General features: G+C 65.2%; 21 protein-coding genes and 2 pseudogenes. 11 read left to right on the top strand and 12 right to left on the bottom strand.

The window, feature by feature from the left end:
* Window positions 1–16: 16 nt before the first annotated feature.
* Complete coding sequence (locus tag FOH10_RS15280; RefSeq protein ID WP_186000849.1) at window positions 17–1,150, bottom strand: alpha/beta hydrolase family protein; 1,134 nt, start codon at window positions 1,148–1,150, stop codon at window positions 17–19.
* 122 nt (window positions 1,151–1,272) lie between these two features.
* Window positions 1,273–2,130: an oxygenase MpaB family protein gene (locus FOH10_RS15275; RefSeq protein WP_143981216.1), complete on the bottom strand. Its 858-nt coding sequence runs from the start codon at window positions 2,128–2,130 to the stop codon at window positions 1,273–1,275.
* A gap of 101 nt (window positions 2,131–2,231) precedes the next feature.
* Between FOH10_RS15275 and FOH10_RS15270 the strand changes: the two genes are divergently transcribed.
* From FOH10_RS15270 to FOH10_RS15260, 3 genes are all read left to right on the top strand, one after another.
* Window positions 2,232–2,822: a TetR/AcrR family transcriptional regulator gene (locus FOH10_RS15270; RefSeq protein ID WP_143981215.1), complete on the top strand. Its 591-nt coding sequence runs from the start codon at window positions 2,232–2,234 to the stop codon at window positions 2,820–2,822.
* A gap of 9 nt (window positions 2,823–2,831) precedes the next feature.
* Complete coding sequence (locus FOH10_RS15265; protein ID WP_143981214.1) at window positions 2,832–3,326, top strand: hypothetical protein; 495 nt, start codon at window positions 2,832–2,834, stop codon at window positions 3,324–3,326.
* Between the two features lie 79 nt (window positions 3,327–3,405).
* Window positions 3,406–4,947 (top strand): amidase, encoded by a 1,542-nt coding sequence (locus FOH10_RS15260; protein ID WP_244961994.1) that lies wholly within the window; start codon window positions 3,406–3,408, stop codon window positions 4,945–4,947.
* Between the two features lie 44 nt (window positions 4,948–4,991).
* Here FOH10_RS15260 and FOH10_RS15255 read toward each other — a convergent pair whose 3' ends face one another.
* Entirely contained in the window at window positions 4,992–6,053 is a 1,062-nt protein-coding gene (locus tag FOH10_RS15255; protein WP_143981213.1) for a protein kinase family protein, read from the bottom strand.
* 111 nt (window positions 6,054–6,164) lie between these two features.
* On the opposite strand from FOH10_RS15255, the gene FOH10_RS15250 reads away from it, so the two are divergent.
* The 4 genes from FOH10_RS15250 to FOH10_RS15235 all read left to right on the top strand — a co-directional run bounded on the left by FOH10_RS15250 (window position 6,165) and on the right by FOH10_RS15235 (window position 10,734).
* Complete coding sequence (locus tag FOH10_RS15250; protein WP_143981212.1) at window positions 6,165–6,959, top strand: hypothetical protein; 795 nt, start codon at window positions 6,165–6,167, stop codon at window positions 6,957–6,959.
* Window positions 6,960–7,448: 489 nt separating this feature from the next.
* Entirely contained in the window at window positions 7,449–8,915 is a 1,467-nt protein-coding gene (locus FOH10_RS15245; RefSeq protein WP_143981211.1) for an HNH endonuclease signature motif containing protein, read from the top strand.
* Window positions 8,916–9,489: 574 nt separating this feature from the next.
* The gene (locus tag FOH10_RS15240; protein ID WP_143981210.1) at window positions 9,490–10,263 is read left to right on the top strand and encodes a hypothetical protein; all 774 of its coding nucleotides are present in this window, start codon (window positions 9,490–9,492) and stop codon (window positions 10,261–10,263) included.
* Between the two features lie 126 nt (window positions 10,264–10,389).
* The gene (locus tag FOH10_RS15235; RefSeq protein WP_143981209.1) at window positions 10,390–10,734 is read left to right on the top strand and encodes a hypothetical protein; all 345 of its coding nucleotides are present in this window, start codon (window positions 10,390–10,392) and stop codon (window positions 10,732–10,734) included.
* Between the two features lie 93 nt (window positions 10,735–10,827).
* Here FOH10_RS15235 and FOH10_RS36275 read toward each other — a convergent pair whose 3' ends face one another.
* Both FOH10_RS36275 and FOH10_RS15225 read right to left on the bottom strand, forming a co-directional pair.
* Window positions 10,828–11,370: a fructosamine kinase family protein gene (locus tag FOH10_RS36275; protein ID WP_425326156.1), complete on the bottom strand. Its 543-nt coding sequence runs from the start codon at window positions 11,368–11,370 to the stop codon at window positions 10,828–10,830.
* 65 nt (window positions 11,371–11,435) lie between these two features.
* Window positions 11,436–11,792, bottom strand: coding sequence for a hypothetical protein (locus FOH10_RS15225; RefSeq protein ID WP_143981207.1), 357 nt, complete (start codon window positions 11,790–11,792; stop codon window positions 11,436–11,438).
* Window positions 11,793–11,917: 125 nt separating this feature from the next.
* Between FOH10_RS15225 and FOH10_RS15220 the strand changes: the two genes are divergently transcribed.
* The 4 genes from FOH10_RS15220 to FOH10_RS15205 all read left to right on the top strand — a co-directional run bounded on the left by FOH10_RS15220 (window position 11,918) and on the right by FOH10_RS15205 (window position 14,306).
* Window positions 11,918–12,694 (top strand): alpha/beta fold hydrolase, encoded by a 777-nt coding sequence (locus FOH10_RS15220; RefSeq protein WP_186000848.1) that lies wholly within the window; start codon window positions 11,918–11,920, stop codon window positions 12,692–12,694.
* A 159-nt stretch (window positions 12,695–12,853) separates the two neighbouring features.
* Complete coding sequence (locus tag FOH10_RS15215; protein WP_143981205.1) at window positions 12,854–13,312, top strand: hypothetical protein; 459 nt, start codon at window positions 12,854–12,856, stop codon at window positions 13,310–13,312.
* Between the two features lie 140 nt (window positions 13,313–13,452).
* On the top strand, window positions 13,453–13,725 hold the full coding sequence (locus FOH10_RS15210) for a hypothetical protein (RefSeq protein ID WP_143981204.1): 273 nt from the start codon (window positions 13,453–13,455) through the stop codon (window positions 13,723–13,725).
* A 5-nt stretch (window positions 13,726–13,730) separates the two neighbouring features.
* Window positions 13,731–14,306: a hypothetical protein gene (locus tag FOH10_RS15205; protein WP_143981203.1), complete on the top strand. Its 576-nt coding sequence runs from the start codon at window positions 13,731–13,733 to the stop codon at window positions 14,304–14,306.
* Window positions 14,307–14,540: 234 nt separating this feature from the next.
* Here FOH10_RS15205 and FOH10_RS15200 read toward each other — a convergent pair whose 3' ends face one another.
* The 7 genes and pseudogenes from FOH10_RS15200 to FOH10_RS15175 all read right to left on the bottom strand — a co-directional run.
* Complete coding sequence (locus FOH10_RS15200; RefSeq protein WP_143981202.1) at window positions 14,541–15,107, bottom strand: recombinase family protein; 567 nt, start codon at window positions 15,105–15,107, stop codon at window positions 14,541–14,543.
* A 181-nt stretch (window positions 15,108–15,288) separates the two neighbouring features.
* The gene (locus FOH10_RS15195) at window positions 15,289–15,594 is read right to left on the bottom strand and encodes a hypothetical protein (protein ID WP_143981201.1); all 306 of its coding nucleotides are present in this window, start codon (window positions 15,592–15,594) and stop codon (window positions 15,289–15,291) included.
* Window positions 15,595–15,630: 36 nt separating this feature from the next.
* Window positions 15,631–15,813, bottom strand: a complete 183-nt coding sequence (locus FOH10_RS35660) for a hypothetical protein (RefSeq protein ID WP_244961993.1) — start codon at window positions 15,811–15,813, stop codon at window positions 15,631–15,633.
* 86 nt (window positions 15,814–15,899) lie between these two features.
* A pseudogene (locus tag FOH10_RS36270) lies at window positions 15,900–16,502 on the bottom strand (amidase domain-containing protein); the annotation flags it as partial.
* Between the two features lie 482 nt (window positions 16,503–16,984).
* Window positions 16,985–17,272 (bottom strand): hypothetical protein, encoded by a 288-nt coding sequence (locus tag FOH10_RS15185; RefSeq protein ID WP_143981199.1) that lies wholly within the window; start codon window positions 17,270–17,272, stop codon window positions 16,985–16,987.
* Window positions 17,273–17,340: 68 nt separating this feature from the next.
* Entirely contained in the window at window positions 17,341–17,892 is a 552-nt protein-coding gene (locus FOH10_RS15180) for an MspA family porin (RefSeq protein ID WP_244961992.1), read from the bottom strand.
* A 383-nt stretch (window positions 17,893–18,275) separates the two neighbouring features.
* Window positions 18,276–18,998 (bottom strand): annotated as a pseudogene (locus FOH10_RS15175) (Tn3 family transposase); the annotation flags it as partial.
* Window positions 18,999–19,305: the final 307 nt, after the last annotated feature.

The raw sequence follows: 19,305 nt of genomic DNA, 5'->3' as shown, positions 1-19,305 counted from the left end.
GCGTGGTAGCGGTTGATCAGCGCTCGAGCATGAGCTCGGGGTCGGTGACAGGTCGATCGAGGGCGGTGTCGTCGAGATGTCGGAGGAATTTGTCGAACACCGCGGCGACGTAAGTGTGTACCAGCGCAGCCGCACGATCGGCGCCGATCGGACCAACGAAGTTCACCGATGGGCGTGCCTGCACCGGGACGAGGGCACTCAGGTCGGTGAAATCGTAATGAGCCGAGTCCTTCACGATCAGGCGGCGCTTCCAACCGGATGAATTGCGCCAGAATGCCTCCAGGGACGGTTCAGCGTCTCCGACCTGTTCGATCTGCTGGCTTGTCATGATCAGCACCGGCCGATCGACCCCTTCGCTGGCCGCTCGCCCGAGGTCGTCGTCGACGCCTAGTTGGCCGTCGAGGTCGACCGCGGCGTCGATGCGGCGGTCCCCGTGCATCGCCTCGACCGCGACGAAGCCACCCGAGGAATGCCCGACCATGCCGATACGCCCGAGATCGAGAACCTGATTCAGCCCCACGGGCAAGGGCCGTTGTTCGGCATCGGGATTGGCACCATGATTCAGCGCGGTCAGCGAATCCACGACGAAGCTCGTGTCGGCGAGCCTGGCGTTGATGTACCGGGTTCGGAGTTCAGGAGTGAACCCGTCGGCCTTCTGGTGGAAAACGATGCGAGGACCGGGAAATTCGACAGCGGATGCTTCATAGGGATGATCGATCGTCACCACCACGTAGCCGCGACTGGCCAAATCCTCTGCCAGCCCCGTGCCGTACAGTCTGGAATCGCCAGCTCCTGGGGAGTAGAGCAGTACCGGGTATCGTGCCCCCTCCATTGCGGGCGCATCAGTGAAAGAGCTGGTCAGCATGCCTGGTAGCTGGATCCCGAACTGCTTCTCCAGACTGGGGATCAGTTCTTTGGACAGGTAGTGAGCCTGTGGATACCCGGCGACCTCCGCGGCAGGGTAGAACACCGACACCATGAGTTCTCGACGCCGTTCGGGCTGGAACGGGTCAGCTCTGGCTTCATCGACCAAGTGCAGGGCCGTCTGCCCGATCTCGAAATCTCCGCCGGGTCGTGACAGCACCGTCGCGACCCGCGGCTCGGCGTGGGTGACCGCACAGCCGCTCACGACTATGGCGACCGCCGCCATGATCACACTCGAGAACCGGACGACCATCGTTTCCCCCAAAGATGATGTAACTCGGCAACCGCGATGTGCGGCCGTCGGGCCCCCGACCCTCTGCCGATCATGCCTGCCTGCGCATGTTCAGGCTAGCGGTGTGCTGCCTCGCGGGTGATACCGTCGTAGGCGCGGCGGTAGTAGCGCACCCGTGCGGGCAGTAGGGGCCAGGTGTGGCGGATGGTGGCGGCGACGGCGCGGAACATCCGTTCGTCGGTGCTGCTCCACCTCAATCCCAGCGTGCGGCGGGCGCGTTCGGGCATCAGCGCGTTGAGCAGCCACAGGTTCGCCCCCATGACCGGGCGCTGGAGCACCGACCATGCGATAGTCGGAAGCCCCGGTGGCGGCGGGATTTTCACTGCGAGAACATCCAGCGCCCAGGCGGTGGTGGCGTTGTGCTCGAGTTCCTCGTCGAGCATGCGGTTCCAGTACGCCTGGAAAGACGCGTAGTCGTCGACGACCGGGCGCGTCGACAGCCCGTAGCTCTGCCACCAACTCACGCCCTCCCGCACGACCTGATCCTTCTGCCGCGTGGTCAGCGGTGTGCCGAAGAAGTCGTTCATCGCGATGACCGTCTCGACGAAGGTGACGTGGGTCCACCAGTACACGTCCGGGTTCAGTGCGTGGTAGCGGCGGCCCTGTGAGTCGGTGCCCTTGAGATCCCTGTGATAGTCGCGTACGTGCGCGGCGGTGGTGCGGGCATCGGTGTCGTAGACCGTGCCGAGGATCTGCGGGATCGAGCGGAAGATGCGGTCCCAGGGGTTGGCGAAGAAGGTCGAATGCTGTTGCAAGGCGGCCCCCACCGCGGGATGCATGTTCTGCAGGGTTCCCGTGCGTCCCGCGAACAGGATCAGGCGTCGATCACCGAGAGATGTCCAGATCAGTGACCCGGGGCCCAGAGGGGCGGACCGCGGGAGCGAGGCGACGCTCGCTGTCTGCGGTGATGTCATGGCCGACCTCCTTGTCGAATACGCATCGAGATAATGCGACTTAATCAGTCGAATAGTCGCACAGGTGTGGGTTCGGTGCAACGGTCCACTAGGTTCGAACCATGCCCGCCGACGCACCGGCCCCCACCGCGCCGGATACCGACGCCCGGATTCTCGATGCCGCACTCGACCTGTTCGCCGACCTCGGCATCAAACGCGTCACCATCGACGACATCGCCCGGGCCGCGAAGGTCAACCGCGCGACCCTGTTCCGTCGCCTGGGGTCCAAGGACGGCATCGTGCGCGCCGCCATCCTGCGTGAGACCACTCGGGTCCTGGACGGCATCAGCGCGCGGGTCGACCCGATCGACGATCCCGCCGAACGTGTCGTGACCGGCTTCGCGATCACCGTGATCGCCCTGCGCACCAACAAGATTCTCGTCAAAACGCTGACGGTCGATGCCGTGGACACACTGCCCGCACTCACCCTGGCCGCCGGTGGCGTACTGGACCTCGCCACCGATTTCGTGGCCGAACGCATCCTCACCGCCGCCCCCGCACACGCCGCCCCCGCCGACCTCGCAGGCATGATCGTCCGCTTGGTCCACTCCCTGGTCCTCACCCCCGACGCGGCACCCCGCCTGGACACCGAGCAGCAACTCCGCGAGTTCGCCATCCGCCTCCTGGTCCCGCTCGTCCTCAATCGCTACTAGCCTTGTCAGGTGTCATCGCTCGCCGATGAGTTCGGTCCCGAGGTTCTGTTCACCGCCCTGAAGGATGCGGGGGTGCAGTTCGTCTTCGTCGGGTTCATCACCCACTATGCGGCTCAACGCTACGAACGGCGGCATCTCACCGGCGGACCGGCGCGGTCACCGACGCTCTCACACGGCGATAGCCTCGATCGCCTCGCTGGTGCGTTGCGATCGGTCGATGCGTCGATCCGAGGCCGGACCGGCGAGCCGATCCCATTCATCGGTTGTGGTGCCGACCTCGCCGGTGTCAACGAGATATTCGAAACGCCGTATGGAACCGTCCACGTCGTCACGGAGCCGAGCGGATTCGACCTCGAGCCGCACGGATCGCCGGAGAGTGGCCGCATCCGAATCGCCATCGGCTGCCCTACCGACCACATACGCGCCTGCGCCGCGAGTCGACGATTCGATGCCGAACTGAATCAGCTTCTGGAGATCATCGAGCTGTTCGAGCAGTTCGAGTGACAATTGGACGTTTGTCGGCCCGGCGCGGTACGCAGGTAGGGCAGCTTTCTTCTGATCTCCTCGGAAACGTTCAGTCGCGATGCAGGAACACGACCAGTATGGAGATATCCATCTTATTGTGCGAAGCGGAATTTTATGTCCTCTCCGGCAGGTCGATAACGTCGAATTCATGGAATGGAGTTTTCTTTCGGCGGAAGAACTTTCGGCTGCCCTGCGTGCCGGCGCGGTGACTTCGGTGGAGCTCGCCGAGGAGGCGATCGCCCGTATCGAGCGCGAGGACAAGGGGATCAATGCGATCTGTGTGCCGGACTTCGATCGTGCGCGGGCTGCCGCAGAGCGTGCCGACGAGGCGCTCGCCCGCGGCGAGGACCGGTCGCTGCTCGGTATTCCGGTGACGGTCAAGGAGTCCTACGACATGGCCGGTCTGCCCACGACCTGGGGCATGCCGATGTACCGCGACCATGTGCCGACCGAAGACGCGCTGCAGGTGTCGCGGTTGAAGGCCGCGGGTGCCGTGCTGCTGGGCAAGACCAATGTGCCGTTGGTGCTGCGAGATATCCAGAGCTTCAACGAGATCTACGGCACCACCAACAATCCGTGGGATCACACCCGCACCTCCGGCGGGTCGTCCGGCGGGTCGGCGGCGGCCCTGGCGGCCGGGTTCGGTGCGCTGTCCATCGGCTCCGATCTCGCCGGTTCGTTGCGTACCCCCGCGCATTTCTGCGGTGTCTACGCGCACAAGCCGACGCTCGGGTTGGCGCCCACCCGCGGCATGGTCGCGCCGCCCGCACCGGCGCTGCCGGTCGACCTCGATCTCGCCGTGGTCGGTCCGATGGCGCGCACCGCCCGCGATCTCACGCTGTTGCTCGACGTGATGGTCGGACCCGACCCGCTGACCCACGGCATCGCCTACGACATCGCACTGCCGCCCGCGCGCCACGAACGGCTGTCGGACTTCCGCGTCCTGATCCTCGAGGAGCATCCGCTCATCCCGACCGGTTCGGCGGTGCGGGCGGCCGTCAACCGAGTCGCCGAGGCGCTCGCCGACGAAGGCGCTCACGTCGAACGGCACAGTCCGCTGCTGCCCGATCCGGTCGAAGCCGCGACGACTTACATGCAGCTGATGCTGTCGAACGCCGCCGCGAACCTCCCGATAGGCGTCTACGACCGGCTGCGGACCCACGCCGCCACCCTGCGCGCCGACGACCGCGGCCTCGATGCGGCGCGGCTGCGCGGCATGGTGCTCAGTCACCGCGACTGGGTCGAGGCGAACCACCGCCGCGAACTCCACCGCCACGGCTGGCGTCAGCTCTTCGCCGAATTCGATGCCGTGGTCTGCCCCATCACACCCACGCCCGCCTTCCCGCACAACCACAAGGGAGGTCTGGAGGACCGGCACATCGACATCGACGGCGTCGAATACCCCTACTTCGATCAGTTGGTCTGGGCAGGCGTGGCCACCATGCCCGGCCTGCCCGCCACGGCCATACCCGCCGGTCGGTCCGCCGAGGGATTGCCGGTAGGTGTGCAGCTCATCGGCCCTATGTTCGAGGACAGCACCCCACTACGGCTGGCCGAGCTGTTGGATCGCAAGATCGGTGGCTTCCGGGCGCCGGAGTAGCACACCGTCGGATGTCCCTCCGGCTAGGACAGCTACCACGGCATTCAGGGACTGGCCGGTCCGTCCAGTAGGCGCCGGATTGTGTGGTCGGGATACGGGGTACCGCGGTTCTCCTGCTGGAACGCTCGCATGAATTCGGACATCGTCGCGGCGACGGGAGCGTGCCGAGTGAGGACTGCGGCCGCCTCCTCGGTGACGCCCTCCGGCGGTTTGCCCTCGGCGAGGGCGCGGACTATCGCGGCGCGTTCCTCCCCTCGGAGCCGGTACACGGCGGTGACCAGCCAGTTGACCAAGTAGGCGGAGGTGTATCCGCGGTCGTAGCTCTGGTTCCGGTGGAAGAACGCGACCTCCTGCGGCGAGAGGTCGAACCCGGAGGAGAGCGCGAGGCCGTAGTCGCCGAAGTAGAGGCGGTGACCATCGGTCAGGATGTTTCCGAAGTGCGCGTCGAGGTGCAGCAGCCCGCGGCTGTTCATGAATCCGGTGCCGACGGCCAGCTCCCGCTCCACCATGGCGTAGGCCCGACCGGCATGCTGCGCGCCCGCGTCGATCTGGGTGCTGAGCCACTGGTGCAGGTTGTGCGGGATGTACTCCAGGAACAACGCGATGCTCGCGGTGGAGTCCCGGAGCGCCTCGATCCGGTGGCGTACCTGCGGCCGTCCCTCCCAGTACGCGACGGCGCGATCGATGTCGGAGAGTTCCTCCGGCAGCGGCGTCGTATCCGGCAGCACCCGCCAGTGGTACATCAGCGGGAACGCCTCGTACTCGGCCGCGAGTACCCAGTTCGCCGTCATGGTGTGCACGGCGAGCTCACGCCATGCCCCGAAACCCGGCCCACCGATGAGGCCGACGCCGTACTGGCAGCAGAGCGGCATATCGAACAGGTTGGCCGTGGACCGGAGGTGCTCCGGCCGCCGTTCCAGGTCGGTGAGGGGAATCCGCTTCACGAAGACCGGGTTTCCGGCGACCTCCAGTAGTGCCGACTTCCCGCCGATACCGGCGCCGATCGGCGCGGCCGTGTCCAGGAGTTCGAGCAACCCGTGATCGCTGTACAGCGCCAGGGCCGTGGCTACGGCACTGTGGGCGAGCAGCCGCGCCGGGCGCGACATATCAGGGGTGGGAGCAGTGTGAGGCGGATCGGACGTCACCGCATGGAACGTAGTCCAACCCAGCCCTGGTCCACCGCCCGCGCCACCTCGTTGATCTTGTAGGTTCGGTTGATGTCCGACAGCGTGTGGGATATCAAAGCACTGTTCGGTTCCCTGCTGGCATGCCCTAACGGATGGGGAGCCAGCGAGTTCGCGCCGTGGTTCGAGCAGCGACCACAGCTGCGCGCCGCACTGCACGAATGTGGCGCTCCGGACGCCCACCGCTCGCAGATTTCCCCGGAACGACGGTGGCAGCTGTACGGCGTGAGTCGACTCGTGGACATCCTGCTCGTGCCGCATCAGCCGCACTACATGGAAAGCGCCTATCTGGGCGCGGCACCCACCGCATGGTCGGAGTTCACCGCGATGATCGGTGCAGTCCCCATCTCCGAGAACGAATTCCATCCGTTCTTCCACGAGATCGTCGACGTTATCGTTGCCGACGATCCCCGAGAACCGGTCACGATCGCCGAGCAGCACTGGCCTGGAGCGCTCCTAGGCAATCTGTTACTGGTCCGCTCGGGAGTCACCGTCCGCGCCGGTTCGTCGATCCTCGACCCGCACGCCGCCGCACGGTCCAGCATGTACTGGACATTCTGGCGCTGCTATCGCAAAGTGCAGGACCTGTCCAACGGCTGGGGTTCGAATTCGCAGTGGCGCACGAGCTTTCGCCGCGACTACTGCATCGACGGTGAACTGCACTACAACATCGACGCCCAGTGGGAGGACGATTCTTCACCTCCCGACGAAGATCTCACCGACCGAGAACGGCTGGACCTGTTGCGCTTTCGTCATGGCGTCCTTCGAGACCTCGGAACCGAACGCTGGCCCTACGACGATCATCACGTCGAGCGCTGGCGACCGTGACGGCCATACGCACTGATTCGATGGTCACGACGGTTTCGGGTGACACCCCGGATTCCCCGCCCGCTTCGCCAGCGTCCACCCGTTCTTCTGCTCCAGGTCAGTGGCCGGCCCCGATACATTCTCACGTGCCCTGGCGCGCGGGTCGGGCCGACAAAATCTGGTCGCGGCCCGTGTCACCAACGAATCCAGTTCGGCCACCAGCCGATCCAACATCACCGGACAGGTCTACCAGCACTGATTCCAGTGCGTGCCGTTGCAGGATCAGCCCAGATCAGGGCGACGAGTACAAGGGCTTCTTCAGGAAGCCGATACGGGTCACGAGATCCTCATCCATTTGAAGGCAGCCAGCAGATCAGCAATGCCCGAATAATTCGGCTGCACACGCCGGGGTCATGCCAGGAAACGGAACGCGCGGATCGGCTTGCTGGAAGGGGTGCGTGAATTGGTTTTCTCATTCTGCCGCAACCCTTTCCGCGATAGAATTACGGCATGAATACGAGCCGGGCAGGTGAGGTATTCGCGGTCGTGGAGGAATTGACGACCGCGACCACCGCCCTGCTCGACGAAGACCTCACCCGCTACACCGACACCGACTTCGTGGAACTGATGCGACGCGTCGAAGCCGTCCGCGCCCGGTTGGGCGCGGTGTCGCATCGCCTGGTCATCGAGACCAGCGACCGGCACCTGCCCGAACGCGCCGGATCCAAGAGCCTCGCCAAGTATTTGAGCGAAACCCTGCGGATATCGATGGCCGAGGCCGGAGCACGACGCCGCGCAGCGGAGAAACTCGGCGTGTTCCATTTCGTGCACGGAGAAGACCGGGAACCGGAATTACCGCACACCGCCGCCCACCAAGCCGCCGGACGGCTGTCGGTCGAACACGCGCGGCGCATCATGACGGTCATGGACCGCATCCCCGCCGCCGTACCGACCGAATTACGGGTAGAGGCCGAACAATTGCTGGCCGAACACGCCTGCACGCTGACCCCCGAAGCAGTGGTCACGGTCGGGGAATCGATCCTGGCCCACCTCGACCCCGACGGCACCCTGACCGACGACCGCGACCGCGCCCGCGTCCGCGGAATCACCCTCGGACGCCAACGCATCGACGGCATGACCGAAATCAGCGGACTGCTCACCCCGCACCTGCGCGCCCTGCTGGACGCGGTGCTGGCCAAAGGCGCCCGGCCGGGCATGTGTAACCCCACCGACCCCGACAGTCCCTCGCTGGCCACCCGCGCCATCGACCCGAAACACCTCGAGGCCGCCGCCGGACGCGACACCCGCACCATCGCGCAACGCAACCATGATGCTGTGGCGGCGTTCCTGACCGCCACCGGCGGATCGAAAACCCTCGGCAGCCACCGCGGCATGCCCGTCTCGGTCGTACTCACCATGCGTGTCGAGGACCTCGAACGCGGTACCGGGCACGCGGTCACCGCCGCGGGCACGACCATGTCGATCCCGGCCGCGCTGCGGCTGGCCGAGGGCCGCTACCCGTGGCTGCTGCTCTTCGGCCGCGACGGAGTCCCGCTCTACCTCGGGCGCGGGCAGCGGTTGGCGTCGCGGTGGCAGCGGTTGGCGTGTGTGGCCCGCGACCGTGGCTGTACCTTCCCCGGCTGTGACGCGCCCGCGACGATGTGCGCGGTGCACCACCTGATCCCGTGGGCACACCACGGCGGCACCGATATCGACAACCTGACCCTGGTGTGCGACCGGCACCACGCCCAGGTCGCCGAGGACACCGACGACCCCACCGGATGGGCCACCGAACGCCTCGACGCGCACACTGGGTATCCGGGTCGTACCGGATGGCGTCCCCCGACCCACCACGACCCGGCACGGGGTCGGCGGGTCAACCACCGCCACCACGGCGACGAACTCCTCGGCCCCGCCATCCACCGACTGCGCGTCAGGCAGGACGCCGGGCTACCACCACCACCCCTGCGGCAATAAGCCCCCGGCACGGCGACGAACTCCTCGGCGCTGCCGTCCACCGGCTCCGCGTCAGGCAGGACGCCCGGGCTACCACCGCCGCCCCTACGGCGATAAGGCCCCGGCACGGCGACAAGCCCCATTTTTACGGCGGTAAGCCCCAGTCGCTTCACGCCGACACAGCGGCCGCCGCAGCCGGTATCACGACCAGAGCGAGGGGTCGGCCGACCTCACGGTTAGGGCGAGAGAGCACCGCTGACGTCGCGGGATCAGAGCAGGCCGACAATGTGATAGGGGCCCGCGCGGAAACCCATTCCGTGCGGGGTATATCCACGCCTACAGGATCAAAGCCCGCTGCGAGACGGAGGCATCACGGCTGACGGTCGGCTTCGGTGTGTCGTCGCAACCTCGGAACCGAACGCTGGCCCTACGGCGACCAACACGTCGAGCGGTGACCGAGATCGCCCCACGGATAGTGCCCGCGTGGGCTAAACATTGGCCCGGACGCCGAACATCCGCTCCTGCCGATTTCAGGCGGTCGCACTGACGCGGCCAGCCAGTCGCGGCAGCCCGGCCGTTGGGCAGAATCCGCATCATGCGCGTTACCCGATTCGACTCCCACGGACCTGCCACCCGAGACCGATACAGCACCAACACGATTGCTCGTCTCGACGGCGTGGAGACCTTCGCCGAAGTGCTGGGAGCTCTCGCCGAGTTCCGTCCCGCACATCCAACGGCGAGACTTCTGTGCACTCTCGATGACTTGAGCCAATGCCTCTACACGAGCATGCACGCCTCCATGGACGACAGGCTCGGCGACGAGGAGGGCTACGACGAGAACGACCCCGTGGCAACTCATGACGCCGACAACGCACGGGTCGCCCGTACGGCCGCGGCGCTCGAGAATCGGACACTTCGTGTGGAGTGGGACAGCCTCGCTCCCAAGACATTCGCAGATGACACGAAGGTCGCGGCGATTGTCGGCGCCAACCGGAATCTCGACGGTATTCTCGACAACTCCGTACTGATTGAGCGCGTGCCGGTCTCTCGCGACGATCTGGCCATCGCCGGGATCCCCAACGGCTACTTCTCCGACGACTGGGACATCTTCCACAATCACGCGATCATCGAACGCATGGCGGGCCACGGCTACCGGCACATCGGTGTCGGTGCGTCATTTCTCGCGTTCGACCGACCGGAACCCTTGCCTACCGCGCAGGTAGAAGGGGTAATCGTAGACCTGACCCATCTCTACGGATCCGCAGACTCATCGCTGTGGAAGGAGCTGGCCAGTCTGCTGATCGAGCAGAACCTGCTGGTAATCGGGTACACCGAGGACTTCGAGGCCCGGATAGTCCAGGCGCGGTAGACGCCCGAAGCTCCGCTGAGTGCTCCATCGTGTCTCGAACCGGCCGCCGCAGCGGGTGTACCCCGGTGCCAGGTATCGCGCATCCTCCGATCCGCCAACGGGTTCTCGGGTCGATAAGGTATTGCCGTGGAACCGATCTTGGGTAAAGGCGATGGGTGTGAACTGCCCGCCAGCGCCGTTTGTTGGCTTACCGACCATCCGCAACCGGGTATCGTTCTGGTCGAATTCGTGGACACGCACGGCCGACCTCACCAATTGGTCGGCAAGAGTGCATACTTCGGCGGGGAACTGGTACCGACATCGACTTATCCTCGCCCGACCACCATCCAGTGCACGATCGAGGACATCAACGACGACATAGCGACCGTCAGCACCTGGTGGTTGACTGGCGGCCCCGACCGCACGCCTTTCATCTTCGAAGTACGACGGGACATCCTCGGTTCGACCGATCGTCACCCACCGAGCATCTGATACTGGTCCGCCGGGAACGCGTACAGGTGCCTGACGAGAATCACCACATTGCCGCTACCGACAGTTTGGGATTGCGCCGGCGCATGCGTCGCTCTAGGTGCAGCCATCGCTCAGGTGCGGCGGCGAAATGGTGCGATCAATGCGCGGATGAGGTCCGCGGCACCCCAGGTGTCGATACCGTGCGCGACCACGCTGAACAAGTCCGAAATGCGCAGTAACTGTGCCTGATCGCGCCAGCCGGGAAAAGGGCGGGCGATTTCTTCGTAGACCGCGAAGAACCGCTTCGAAGCCGCAGGGTGGGGCGGACACCTGCCGCAGTCGGCCATGTCGGCCGTCGCGATGCCAGCTGAAACGGTCGGTGCTGGTTGAGCTGTGCAGCCCGGCGACCATGTGGGCGAACCGCTTCCAGAACAACACTCCCGCCCCGCACGGTCGGAGTGCCTTGAGCACGAGTAGCTGCGGTGACGCGTAAACTACGCTCGGGACGCGCACGCCGCCGAGTTCGCGCAACGCTGACAGCCCCTCGACCTCGACCGAGAACATATCCGACTCAGGCTCCGCCAGCGTCTTCGCGAGTACCTGACTGCCGTCGCGCAAAGCCGCCACTCCGGACACACAGATGCACCCGCCCGTCATCGCCTCGAGCGAGGCGATTTCGAAACCTGCCTGTGCAAGCCGATGGGCGAGCAGCTCTACTCCTGTCACAGGAAGTGAAGATCAACCAGGCGGAGCTCGGCCGGCCGACCGTCACTGCTCAATGTGACTACCTCATACGTGCCGATTCGACAACCGATCCTGAATTCGGACCGCGATCCGAGAGTGTTTATTGCATAACCGGGTTGGCCTGCAAGCGGTCCGTCGAGATGGATCGCCTGGCAGAAGGCGATCTTGTCCGCACGTATGAGTCGGTCCAGGCGGAAGCGTGCGGCCAGTTCTTCGTCGGTCGGTCCTGGTCGGATCAGTTCGATGGTCGTATGCGGGCCCTCGGAGATGAGAATCCTTACCCGTCCCTGGTCGTCGACCGGATGGTTCGTCACGACGCCTACCCGATCAGTCATGCGTCGATTCTCTCATCGCGCCCACCTGTGCGGGCGAGGAGGTCGCCGCGGTCTCCGTGTCGACGGCGGCGAACGATTGAACCGCCTTTGGGGTGTGGCAAGTGACGTGAATGCAAGAATGTTTCATGTGGACCACAACCGACAGTGTTATCTCGGCCGACGGCACTCGTATCGTCTTCCACACTCTCGGTGACGGGCCGCCGCTGGTAGTCATGCACGGTGCGCTGGTCACGGTGGAGACCTACTATCCGATGGCCGAGCTGCTGGCCACCGACTATCGAGTCGTAGTCGTCTGTCGACGGGGCTACAGACCGAGCGGAAGCGGTACACAACCACGCATCTTCGCCCGGCAGGTCGAGGATCTCGCCGCTGTGCTCGAATGTCAGCACGGTCCGAGTTTCGTTTTCGGACACTCTGCCGGTGGCCTGGTCACTCTGGAGGCGCTCGCTGCGGGCGTTTCGAGCATTCGGCGATTCGCGCTGTACGAAGCGCCGCTTACATTGGCGGGTGGTCCGCTCCGGCCGATACTGGAGCGAGCCCGCGAGCTCGTCGCCGACAGTCCCGCCGCCTCGGTGATCGAATTTTTCCGAGCCATACTCGATTTGCCAGTTCCCGAGGGCGTCCTTCGTTCGATGGGAGCTGCCATGGCCGATCGCGCGCCCGGCCTGATCGCTGACCTGGAATGCCTTACCGCGATGGATCCAGACGTGAATCGCTGGTCCGCCGTGGACATTCCCGCATTATTGTTGGCAGGTGCCGCGAGTGATCGGTATGGGGCGGAAGGCATGAGGAAGCTCGATGCGGTATTGCCGGATTCACGATTGACGGTGCTGGCCGGGCTGACCCACAATCCCGACGATTTCACGTCGGTTGCGGCTGGCCTGCGTGAATTCTTCCACTGAGCGCGGCCGCTCACCCGCTTCACGGGGGGTTAGCCGGCTGTGTCATGCAACGTGCAGGTGGATCTGCGCTGTTGGTTCGGCCGTCGACGGGCGGGAGCGGTAGGGTGCGTATTGGTTTGGGAGAGTGCATTTTTGAGTAAGTGTCCAGAAGTCTCGGGAGTGATCGAGCAAGCCCGGCAGGGGCTTTCGCAGTGGAGTTCGGACTGTCTGGCCAATGCGGCGGAGATGAGTGACATCTTGGGTGCGGACGCTGATGATTATGTTCGTGATCCCGTGACGGCGTTTGGCGCGTGGCAAACGTACGTAGACGATTTGCCGTTCGAAGAGTTCGAGCGCAGTGATTGGGTCACACTGCGCACGGATCTGGTTTCCTATCTCGCCGACATCCTTGTCCGGAGGTTCGGTGCCGAATGGGACGTCATCGCGGATGACCTTGCGCCGCGCGGCTTCCGGTACGTGATCGTTGTGCGGGACGAGCACAGTCGGATCAGGTCCGTCGATCTCTTTGTTCTCGTCAACCAGATGGTCGCAAGTGCGGGTAGTGAACTGCTGAGCGTTCTGTCCGCAGCGCTCCGGCAGCTCGGTATCGCGGCAATCCTGCGTCTGAATACCAGGTAGCCGGGTTCCTCATCGGAGCCGCGCGGGCAGCGGTACCTGTCGGATCGATGACATCACGGTTGGGATCGATCACTGCCCGCGAACCGGTACATGCAGGCCCGGGGTGTTGCTGAGGATTTGCCGTGAGATAGTCGGTGCGTATGAATGAACCCACGGACTACTCCTCGGCCACTGTGCGCGGACGAGTGTTCTCCCTGCTGACCAGGGCGGCTCGGCTGCGCGGGTTCACGCTGTATCTCCTGCTGGTCACCGTAGGCAGCGCGATCTCGCTGACCGTCGAGCTGGTCTCCGGCCGGTACTCGTGGTCGATGCTGGGTGGTGTCGCGTTTGTGGCGACCATGCGGTTTCTCGCCTGGCCTGGTGTGGTGCGGGCATGGGGGCGCACCGACACTGTGGCTCGGGAGCCGCGGTGATGGGAGTGAAGACGGTGCGAGGCGGCCGTGAGCGGCTGTGGGAGCTGCGATTCGCCCCGCTGTGGGTGGTCGTTCCGGTGGTGTGTGCGGTGCTGTTGGGATTCGCGGCACTGACCGGATTCGACGAATTCGGCGCTGCTCTGGCGGTGGGTTGTCTACCGGGTACCGTGTTGGCCATCGTGTTGGAGCGCGGACGCTATGGGGGTCGCGCGCGGATGCGGCAGTTCTACGGCGCCCTGCGCGCTCGGCAATTGCCCACTCTGGCCACGGCGGATGAGGCCGTCCGCTGGCACCGTTTGATCGTCGACGAACGCACCCGTCGGCGCGCCGGACTCGCGATGTCCTGGCTGCTCCCTGCCATCAGCGCTTTCTGCGTGATCTACTACATCATCATTGCCGCCGAGGGGCCGTACAGCGGTGGCCTCACCTTGCCCGTCCTGGCAGTGCTTCTGCTCGCCGTTTTCGCCTGGACCAGGTACTTCACTCCCCGCATCCTCGTCGCCCTCGACGTGCTGGCCCAGCAGGGGACCGAACGCGGTTACGGCTACTGGCTCACCACCACCTGGCCCGCCGCGCATTGACGGGTTCCGGTAGTAATCGCCGAAAAGACAACACATATGGCTGGACCAGCGGTGATGCCGACGTTCCTCGGGTTCGGAGCGTGTGTGGTCGTTGTCACTATCCACACCGGCAGGGTGGAACGGAGCTCTGGTGTGCTGCCAAAGTGGTTCGATTGCGCAACGCCTGAATTATGGTGCTGCGCAATGTGTTACGACAGGACGTTGCCGAGGGCTCAGTCCCGAATCTCGGTGTCGTCACGCGACTCGTGCAGTGGCCCCTGCGCGCAGGTAGGTGTAGACGGTCTCTCGGCTGATCCCGTATTCCTTCGCCAGGAAGGACTTTCGTTCCCCGGCCGCGGCACGCTCGCACAGCCGGCGGGCCTGCTCGGGAGCGAGGGCAGGTTTGCGGCCTTTGTAGACGCCGCGGGCGCGGGCGGCGGCGATGCCTTCGCGTTGGCGTTCGAGGATCAGGGCGCGTTCGAACTCGGCGAACGCGCCCATCACCGACAACAGCAGGGTTGCCATCGGGGTGTCCTCCCCGGTGAAGATCAGCTGTTCCTTCGCGAACTCCACCCGCACTCCTTTGCCGGTGAACTCGCGGACCAGCCGCCGCAGGTCGTCGAGGTTGCGGGCGAGGCGATCCATGGAGTGCACGAGCACGGTGTCGCCGTCGCCGACGAAGGCGATCAGTTCGTCGAGTTGGGGGCGGGTAGTGTCCTTGCCGGAGGCGGTGTCGGTGAAGGTGCGTTCGACGGTGATGCCGTCGAGTTGGCGGACGGTGTTCTGGTCGCCGGTGCTGACTCGGATGTAGCCGACACGCATGTGGATGCCCTTCCCGTACGCGGAGTGTCAGGCTGAGATCGCTGAAGTTGTCGGACAGCTGTCAGGAAATGCCGTATCGAATTTTATTCTGACGCCTTCTCGGCCGGTCGCGGGTGTGATGTTGGGGTCTACCCCAACTGAGTTGGGCAAGGCCGGCCGAGATTACGGCGACTCGGAACGGTCAAAAGTCACCGACGGGGTCTTGGATGTTGAGGGTGTAGACCTGGCCGTCGTACCAGGTCAGCATCACCATCGCAGTCTCGGGCGGGTCGACCCTGCAGTAGTGCAGTCCGGTCAGCGGTACTTCCGAGTCGGAGATGCATCGCCAGTCCGGTTTGTCGGTACGAGAGAACGGACCTTTCATCTCGTATCGGTTTCCGTGGAGGTAGAGCGTGTCGGGGCCGTTGCTGAACCAGGTTGGGGTACCGAACAGCCACCAGTAGTAGCCGAAGGCGGCTCCACCTGCGAGTACCACAAAGACTGACAAAACCGTAGCGAACCTCTTCCAACTTCTGCTCATGCTCTAGACCTCACCTGGATAGACGACGTGCATGAACCGGTAGTCGAGCGGAAAGCTTGAATCGGTGTACGCGGGCAGCCACCATGCCTCGTGCTGGCGGTTGGTGGTGTGCATGTCGACGACATCACCCCATACCCGGCTGCCGTCCGGCATGGTGATCCAGTCCTTCCCGACGTAGACGGCCACGCGTGGTCGGCACGTCCGTCCGGGTTGGCGCCGTCTCCATGGTCGTAGAAGATCAGATCGCCTGGCTTCAGGCCCATCTTGGAGGGCAGGTTCGGATCGACTGGCGTGTTGATGCTGTCGCGCCGGAACTCACCGGACAGCCGTCCGGTGGGTCCTCCTGCACTGCCATCGTGGGTGATCAGGTACTTCAAGAGGGCCGGAGCGTACGTCCAAGTCCGCGAATCCTCCCACTGACGGCCGAACAGATTCTCGTCCGGAGCCGAGAACCACGCATTGGGATCGTTGTCGTTGGGGTCGTTGAAGGTATCCCGCGACATGAGTTGCGAGAAGCCTCCCGCCAACAGCACCTGAGAAGCGTAGTTCGCACAGTCGCTCTGGGTATCGGATTCGTAGAACGGAAAGTCCGGGTTCGGGTTCAGGGCGAACTGTTCGGCATAGTCGACCGCGGCCTGCCTCGAGTCGGACAGTTCCCCTCTGACCGGCGTCACGGGGAGGCCAGCATGTCCGAGCGACGCAGCCGAAGGTACCCGGCTGAAACGTGCGCCTGCGACGAATGCTGCCGCTCCAGCGAGCGCGAGAACCGCGAGCCGAGGATCCTGCCCGTTACCTCCGTCTGGACCAGATGCCGACGGATGAGGCTCGGCGCCAGGGGCCTGTGCGGGCGAAACTGTGGTGGCCGGCGGGACCATCGAGGGCGGCGGCAGTTCCGTAACTGGTGATGGCAGTTGCTGTTCTTGGGTAGCCGGTGGCGGCAATTCTCCCGGTGGCATAGGTGAGTCGGGGACCGGGTGCGGCTGAGCAGGCGCGGCTGGCTGATTGCCGGGAAGGACCGGCGTTTCAGCTCCAGGTACTGGCACTATCGGTGTCCCGTTACCAGGGGCGATGGGCGGTGGGGTGAGCGCGCCCGCGCCGATGCCGCCGCCGTTGCCTTGTTGGGAGGGCAGGCCGGGGGTTTGCGAGGGCAGCGGCGGTGGGGTGGAGACCGTCGGCGGGCCGCCCGGCGGTGGTTGCGGTGTGTCGATGCAAGGCCAGCCCGGGTGCATGGCTTGCCATTCCGCACACGGGATATACCCCTGCGCGGTCGCGACCGGTGCGCCGGACAGGGCCATGGCCCCGACACCGAGCGCGCCTGCGGCCAGGATGAGCGCGGCATGGCGGGCGAGGCGGGCTCTCATCGGCGCTCCCGGCGGCTGGTGGACTGCTCGCGCAGGGTATCGATGGCCCACCAGGTGAGCCGCCCGGCGATGGACATGTAGAGGAAGAACGCCAGGTAGACCAGGATCGCGCTGTAGTCGTCGGCCCAGCCGGGCATCTCGTTCAGGTTCGCGAATGCCACGATCAGCAGCAGCAACCCGAGCGCGAGCCCGCCGACCGCGACGAGGGTGGGGTTCACCGGTTGCGGTGCGGTGTCTACATGCGGTGAGGTGAGGGGTTCGGCAGCGGAGGTGGTGTCGGTCATCGGTGTCTACCTTCCTGAGCTCGCACCGCGCTAGGATCGGCGGCAAAGACATTGGGGTACAGGGTGTTTCACAGCCAGATAGGGTCGCCGTACACCGAGATGTTGTTGTCGGCGGCCGGGGTGGAGATCGCAGCAGTCGCGAAACTCCTGATCGTCACCGGCCCGGCGCACGCATCGACCTTGATCTCGACCTGTTCGGCGGTGATCGACGCCCGCGGCCCCGCGAGGGGTTTCGACCCGAAGGCGATGGTGGCGATGGCGCCGGGCTTGAGCGTGGTGGAGATGTTCGGATTGACCGACGCCTGGCCGCCGATGTTCACGCCCGGGAACTGGGAGATGGTGACCGAGGCGTTCGGGCCGATCGACAACCCCAATCCCAAAGTGACGCCGTTGGAGACGTCCACCGCGCACCCGATCTGGTAACCGAGGGTTACGGTGCCGGCAGTGATCGGCGCACCGCCGGTGCCGGTGACCTCGGCGACGGCCTTGAGACTGACGAACCCTTCGCGGCTGACCGGGGAGGCGGCCAGGTTGGGCCAGCGGTCGAGGTTCTCGCTGGTCTTGGTCACGGCCAGGGTCCATCCGTCGTCGGTGACGGTTTGCCGGTACTTGTCGGCCACCGGGTCGGCACCGGCCGATCCTGCCGCCTACACACTCGCCAGCAACACGGTAGCCAGCAGCCCGGTACCGGCCGTGAGCGTTGGTCGCATCGTTCCCACGCAATCCCCTCCATGTTCAGTCAACTTTCAGCAAACTTGCGTTAGGTTGACACGCTCGCCATGCCTGACACCAGGTGAATGAGACGGCCGACACCGGAGTGCGCGCGGCGGGCGTGGGTCACAGTCGACGGAGAGGCCGCGCGAAACATGTTCCGGGGCAGCATGATTCGCCACAAGCGAACTGCCGGGAATCGGTAATGGGTATGGTCGCGTGTCCAGATCGTTATAGGTGCGGAGGGGCCGGTCACAGGCCCCTCAGCTGCCTCGTCCCCGTGGTGGGAGTGTCAGAAGAGGGTGTCGCGCATCCGCAAGGGCCGGTATCCGGTCGGGCCGAGCTGCGCCAGTTCGGTGTCGATGTCGACCTCGATGGCGCCGAAGAAGTTGATGTTCTCGCTGTGCGCCGGGGACACGTGAGCGAGTACCTCGTCGTCCACTCGGCGGCCCTGCCGTCGCATCTGCTCGACTGCGAGACCGAAGTACTCCGTCGTCCAGGCGATGACCGCGTTCGTGGCGAGGGTCAGGCACCACATTTGTCCGGCCTGGTCCTCGAGATGCCGGGCCCGGATCGTGCCCTCGTGGGCGTAGAGCAGGTCGCGTTTGAGCGCGTGCACGGACTCGCCCCGGTTCAGCTGGCGAGCGATCTTGCGTCGATAGTCCGGGTCGGACAAATAGCGGGCCGAGAAGATCGTACGGCGAAGCACCCCATACTCTTTCAACGCCGCCGCCAGGGAGTTCTGCCGACCTGATGCCGACAGCTTGCCGACCAGCAGCGACGCGGTCGCGTGCCCTAACTTCAGCGACCCGCTCAACCGAAGCAGATCGTCGTAGTGCTCGGCGATCAGGTCGAGGTTCAGTTTGCGGGTCAGTAGCGGCCCGGCGTGCGGGAACCGGGCCTCGATGTCGGCCCGCGACCCCGGCCGATACAGGGTGATCTTGCCCAGGTCCCGGATACGGGGTGAGAGCTGCATGCCGAGTAGGTCGAACAGTGCGAAGTTGACCAGGGTCACGCGCGCGTTCGGCGAAGACGCTCAGGGCGGTGCGCTCGGCGGGGGTGCGGAGGCCCGCATGCGTGCGCGCCCACGTCAAGGCGAGTGGGGTGTGTAACGTGCGCAGGGATCTGCGCAGGGTGACGTGATCGGCGGCGGGGGTATCCGTGCTGTCGAGTAGATCCGCTGCCAGGGTCAGAAGGGTTGGCTCCCAACCCTCCTCGGTGAGAGCGCGGGCTGCGGTCGGGTCGATGAGTCTCCGGTCGACGGCCGCCGCGAGCAGGCGTTGCCGGTCTCGCGCTGCGCGGGCGGTGCGGTCGGGTGCGGG

The organism is Nocardia otitidiscaviarum, from assembly GCF_007362295.1.
Lineage (GTDB): Bacteria > Actinomycetota > Actinomycetes > Mycobacteriales > Mycobacteriaceae > Nocardia > Nocardia otitidiscaviarum.
Note: the sequence above shows the minus strand (reverse complement) of the source record. Positions and strands in the feature narration are given on the sequence as shown.

Excerpts from the sequence above, each read along its gene's own strand:
- FOH10_RS15280 (WP_186000849.1), bottom strand. The coding sequence starts at position 1,150 with ATGGCGGCGGTCGCCATAGTCGTGAGCGGCTGTGCGGTCACCCACGCC.
- FOH10_RS15275 (WP_143981216.1), bottom strand. The coding sequence starts at position 2,130 with ATGACATCACCGCAGACAGCGAGCGTCGCCTCGCTCCCGCGGTCCGCC.
- FOH10_RS15270 (WP_143981215.1), top strand. The coding sequence starts at position 2,232 with ATGCCCGCCGACGCACCGGCCCCCACCGCGCCGGATACCGACGCCCGG.
- FOH10_RS15260 (WP_244961994.1), top strand. The coding sequence starts at position 3,406 with ATGCAGGAACACGACCAGTATGGAGATATCCATCTTATTGTGCGAAGC.
- FOH10_RS15255 (WP_143981213.1), bottom strand. The coding sequence starts at position 6,053 with ATGTCGCGCCCGGCGCGGCTGCTCGCCCACAGTGCCGTAGCCACGGCC.
- FOH10_RS15250 (WP_143981212.1), top strand. The coding sequence starts at position 6,165 with ATGTCCGACAGCGTGTGGGATATCAAAGCACTGTTCGGTTCCCTGCTG.
- FOH10_RS15245 (WP_143981211.1), top strand. The coding sequence starts at position 7,449 with ATGAATACGAGCCGGGCAGGTGAGGTATTCGCGGTCGTGGAGGAATTG.
- FOH10_RS15240 (WP_143981210.1), top strand. The coding sequence starts at position 9,490 with ATGCGCGTTACCCGATTCGACTCCCACGGACCTGCCACCCGAGACCGA.
- FOH10_RS36275 (WP_425326156.1), bottom strand. The coding sequence starts at position 11,370 with ATGACGGGCGGGTGCATCTGTGTGTCCGGAGTGGCGGCTTTGCGCGAC.
- FOH10_RS15225 (WP_143981207.1), bottom strand. The coding sequence starts at position 11,792 with ATGACTGATCGGGTAGGCGTCGTGACGAACCATCCGGTCGACGACCAG.
- FOH10_RS15220 (WP_186000848.1), top strand. The coding sequence starts at position 11,918 with ATGTGGACCACAACCGACAGTGTTATCTCGGCCGACGGCACTCGTATC.
- FOH10_RS15210 (WP_143981204.1), top strand. The coding sequence starts at position 13,453 with ATGAATGAACCCACGGACTACTCCTCGGCCACTGTGCGCGGACGAGTG.
- FOH10_RS15200 (WP_143981202.1), bottom strand. The coding sequence starts at position 15,107 with ATGCGTGTCGGCTACATCCGAGTCAGCACCGGCGACCAGAACACCGTC.
- FOH10_RS15185 (WP_143981199.1), bottom strand. The coding sequence starts at position 17,272 with ATGACCGACACCACCTCCGCTGCCGAACCCCTCACCTCACCGCATGTA.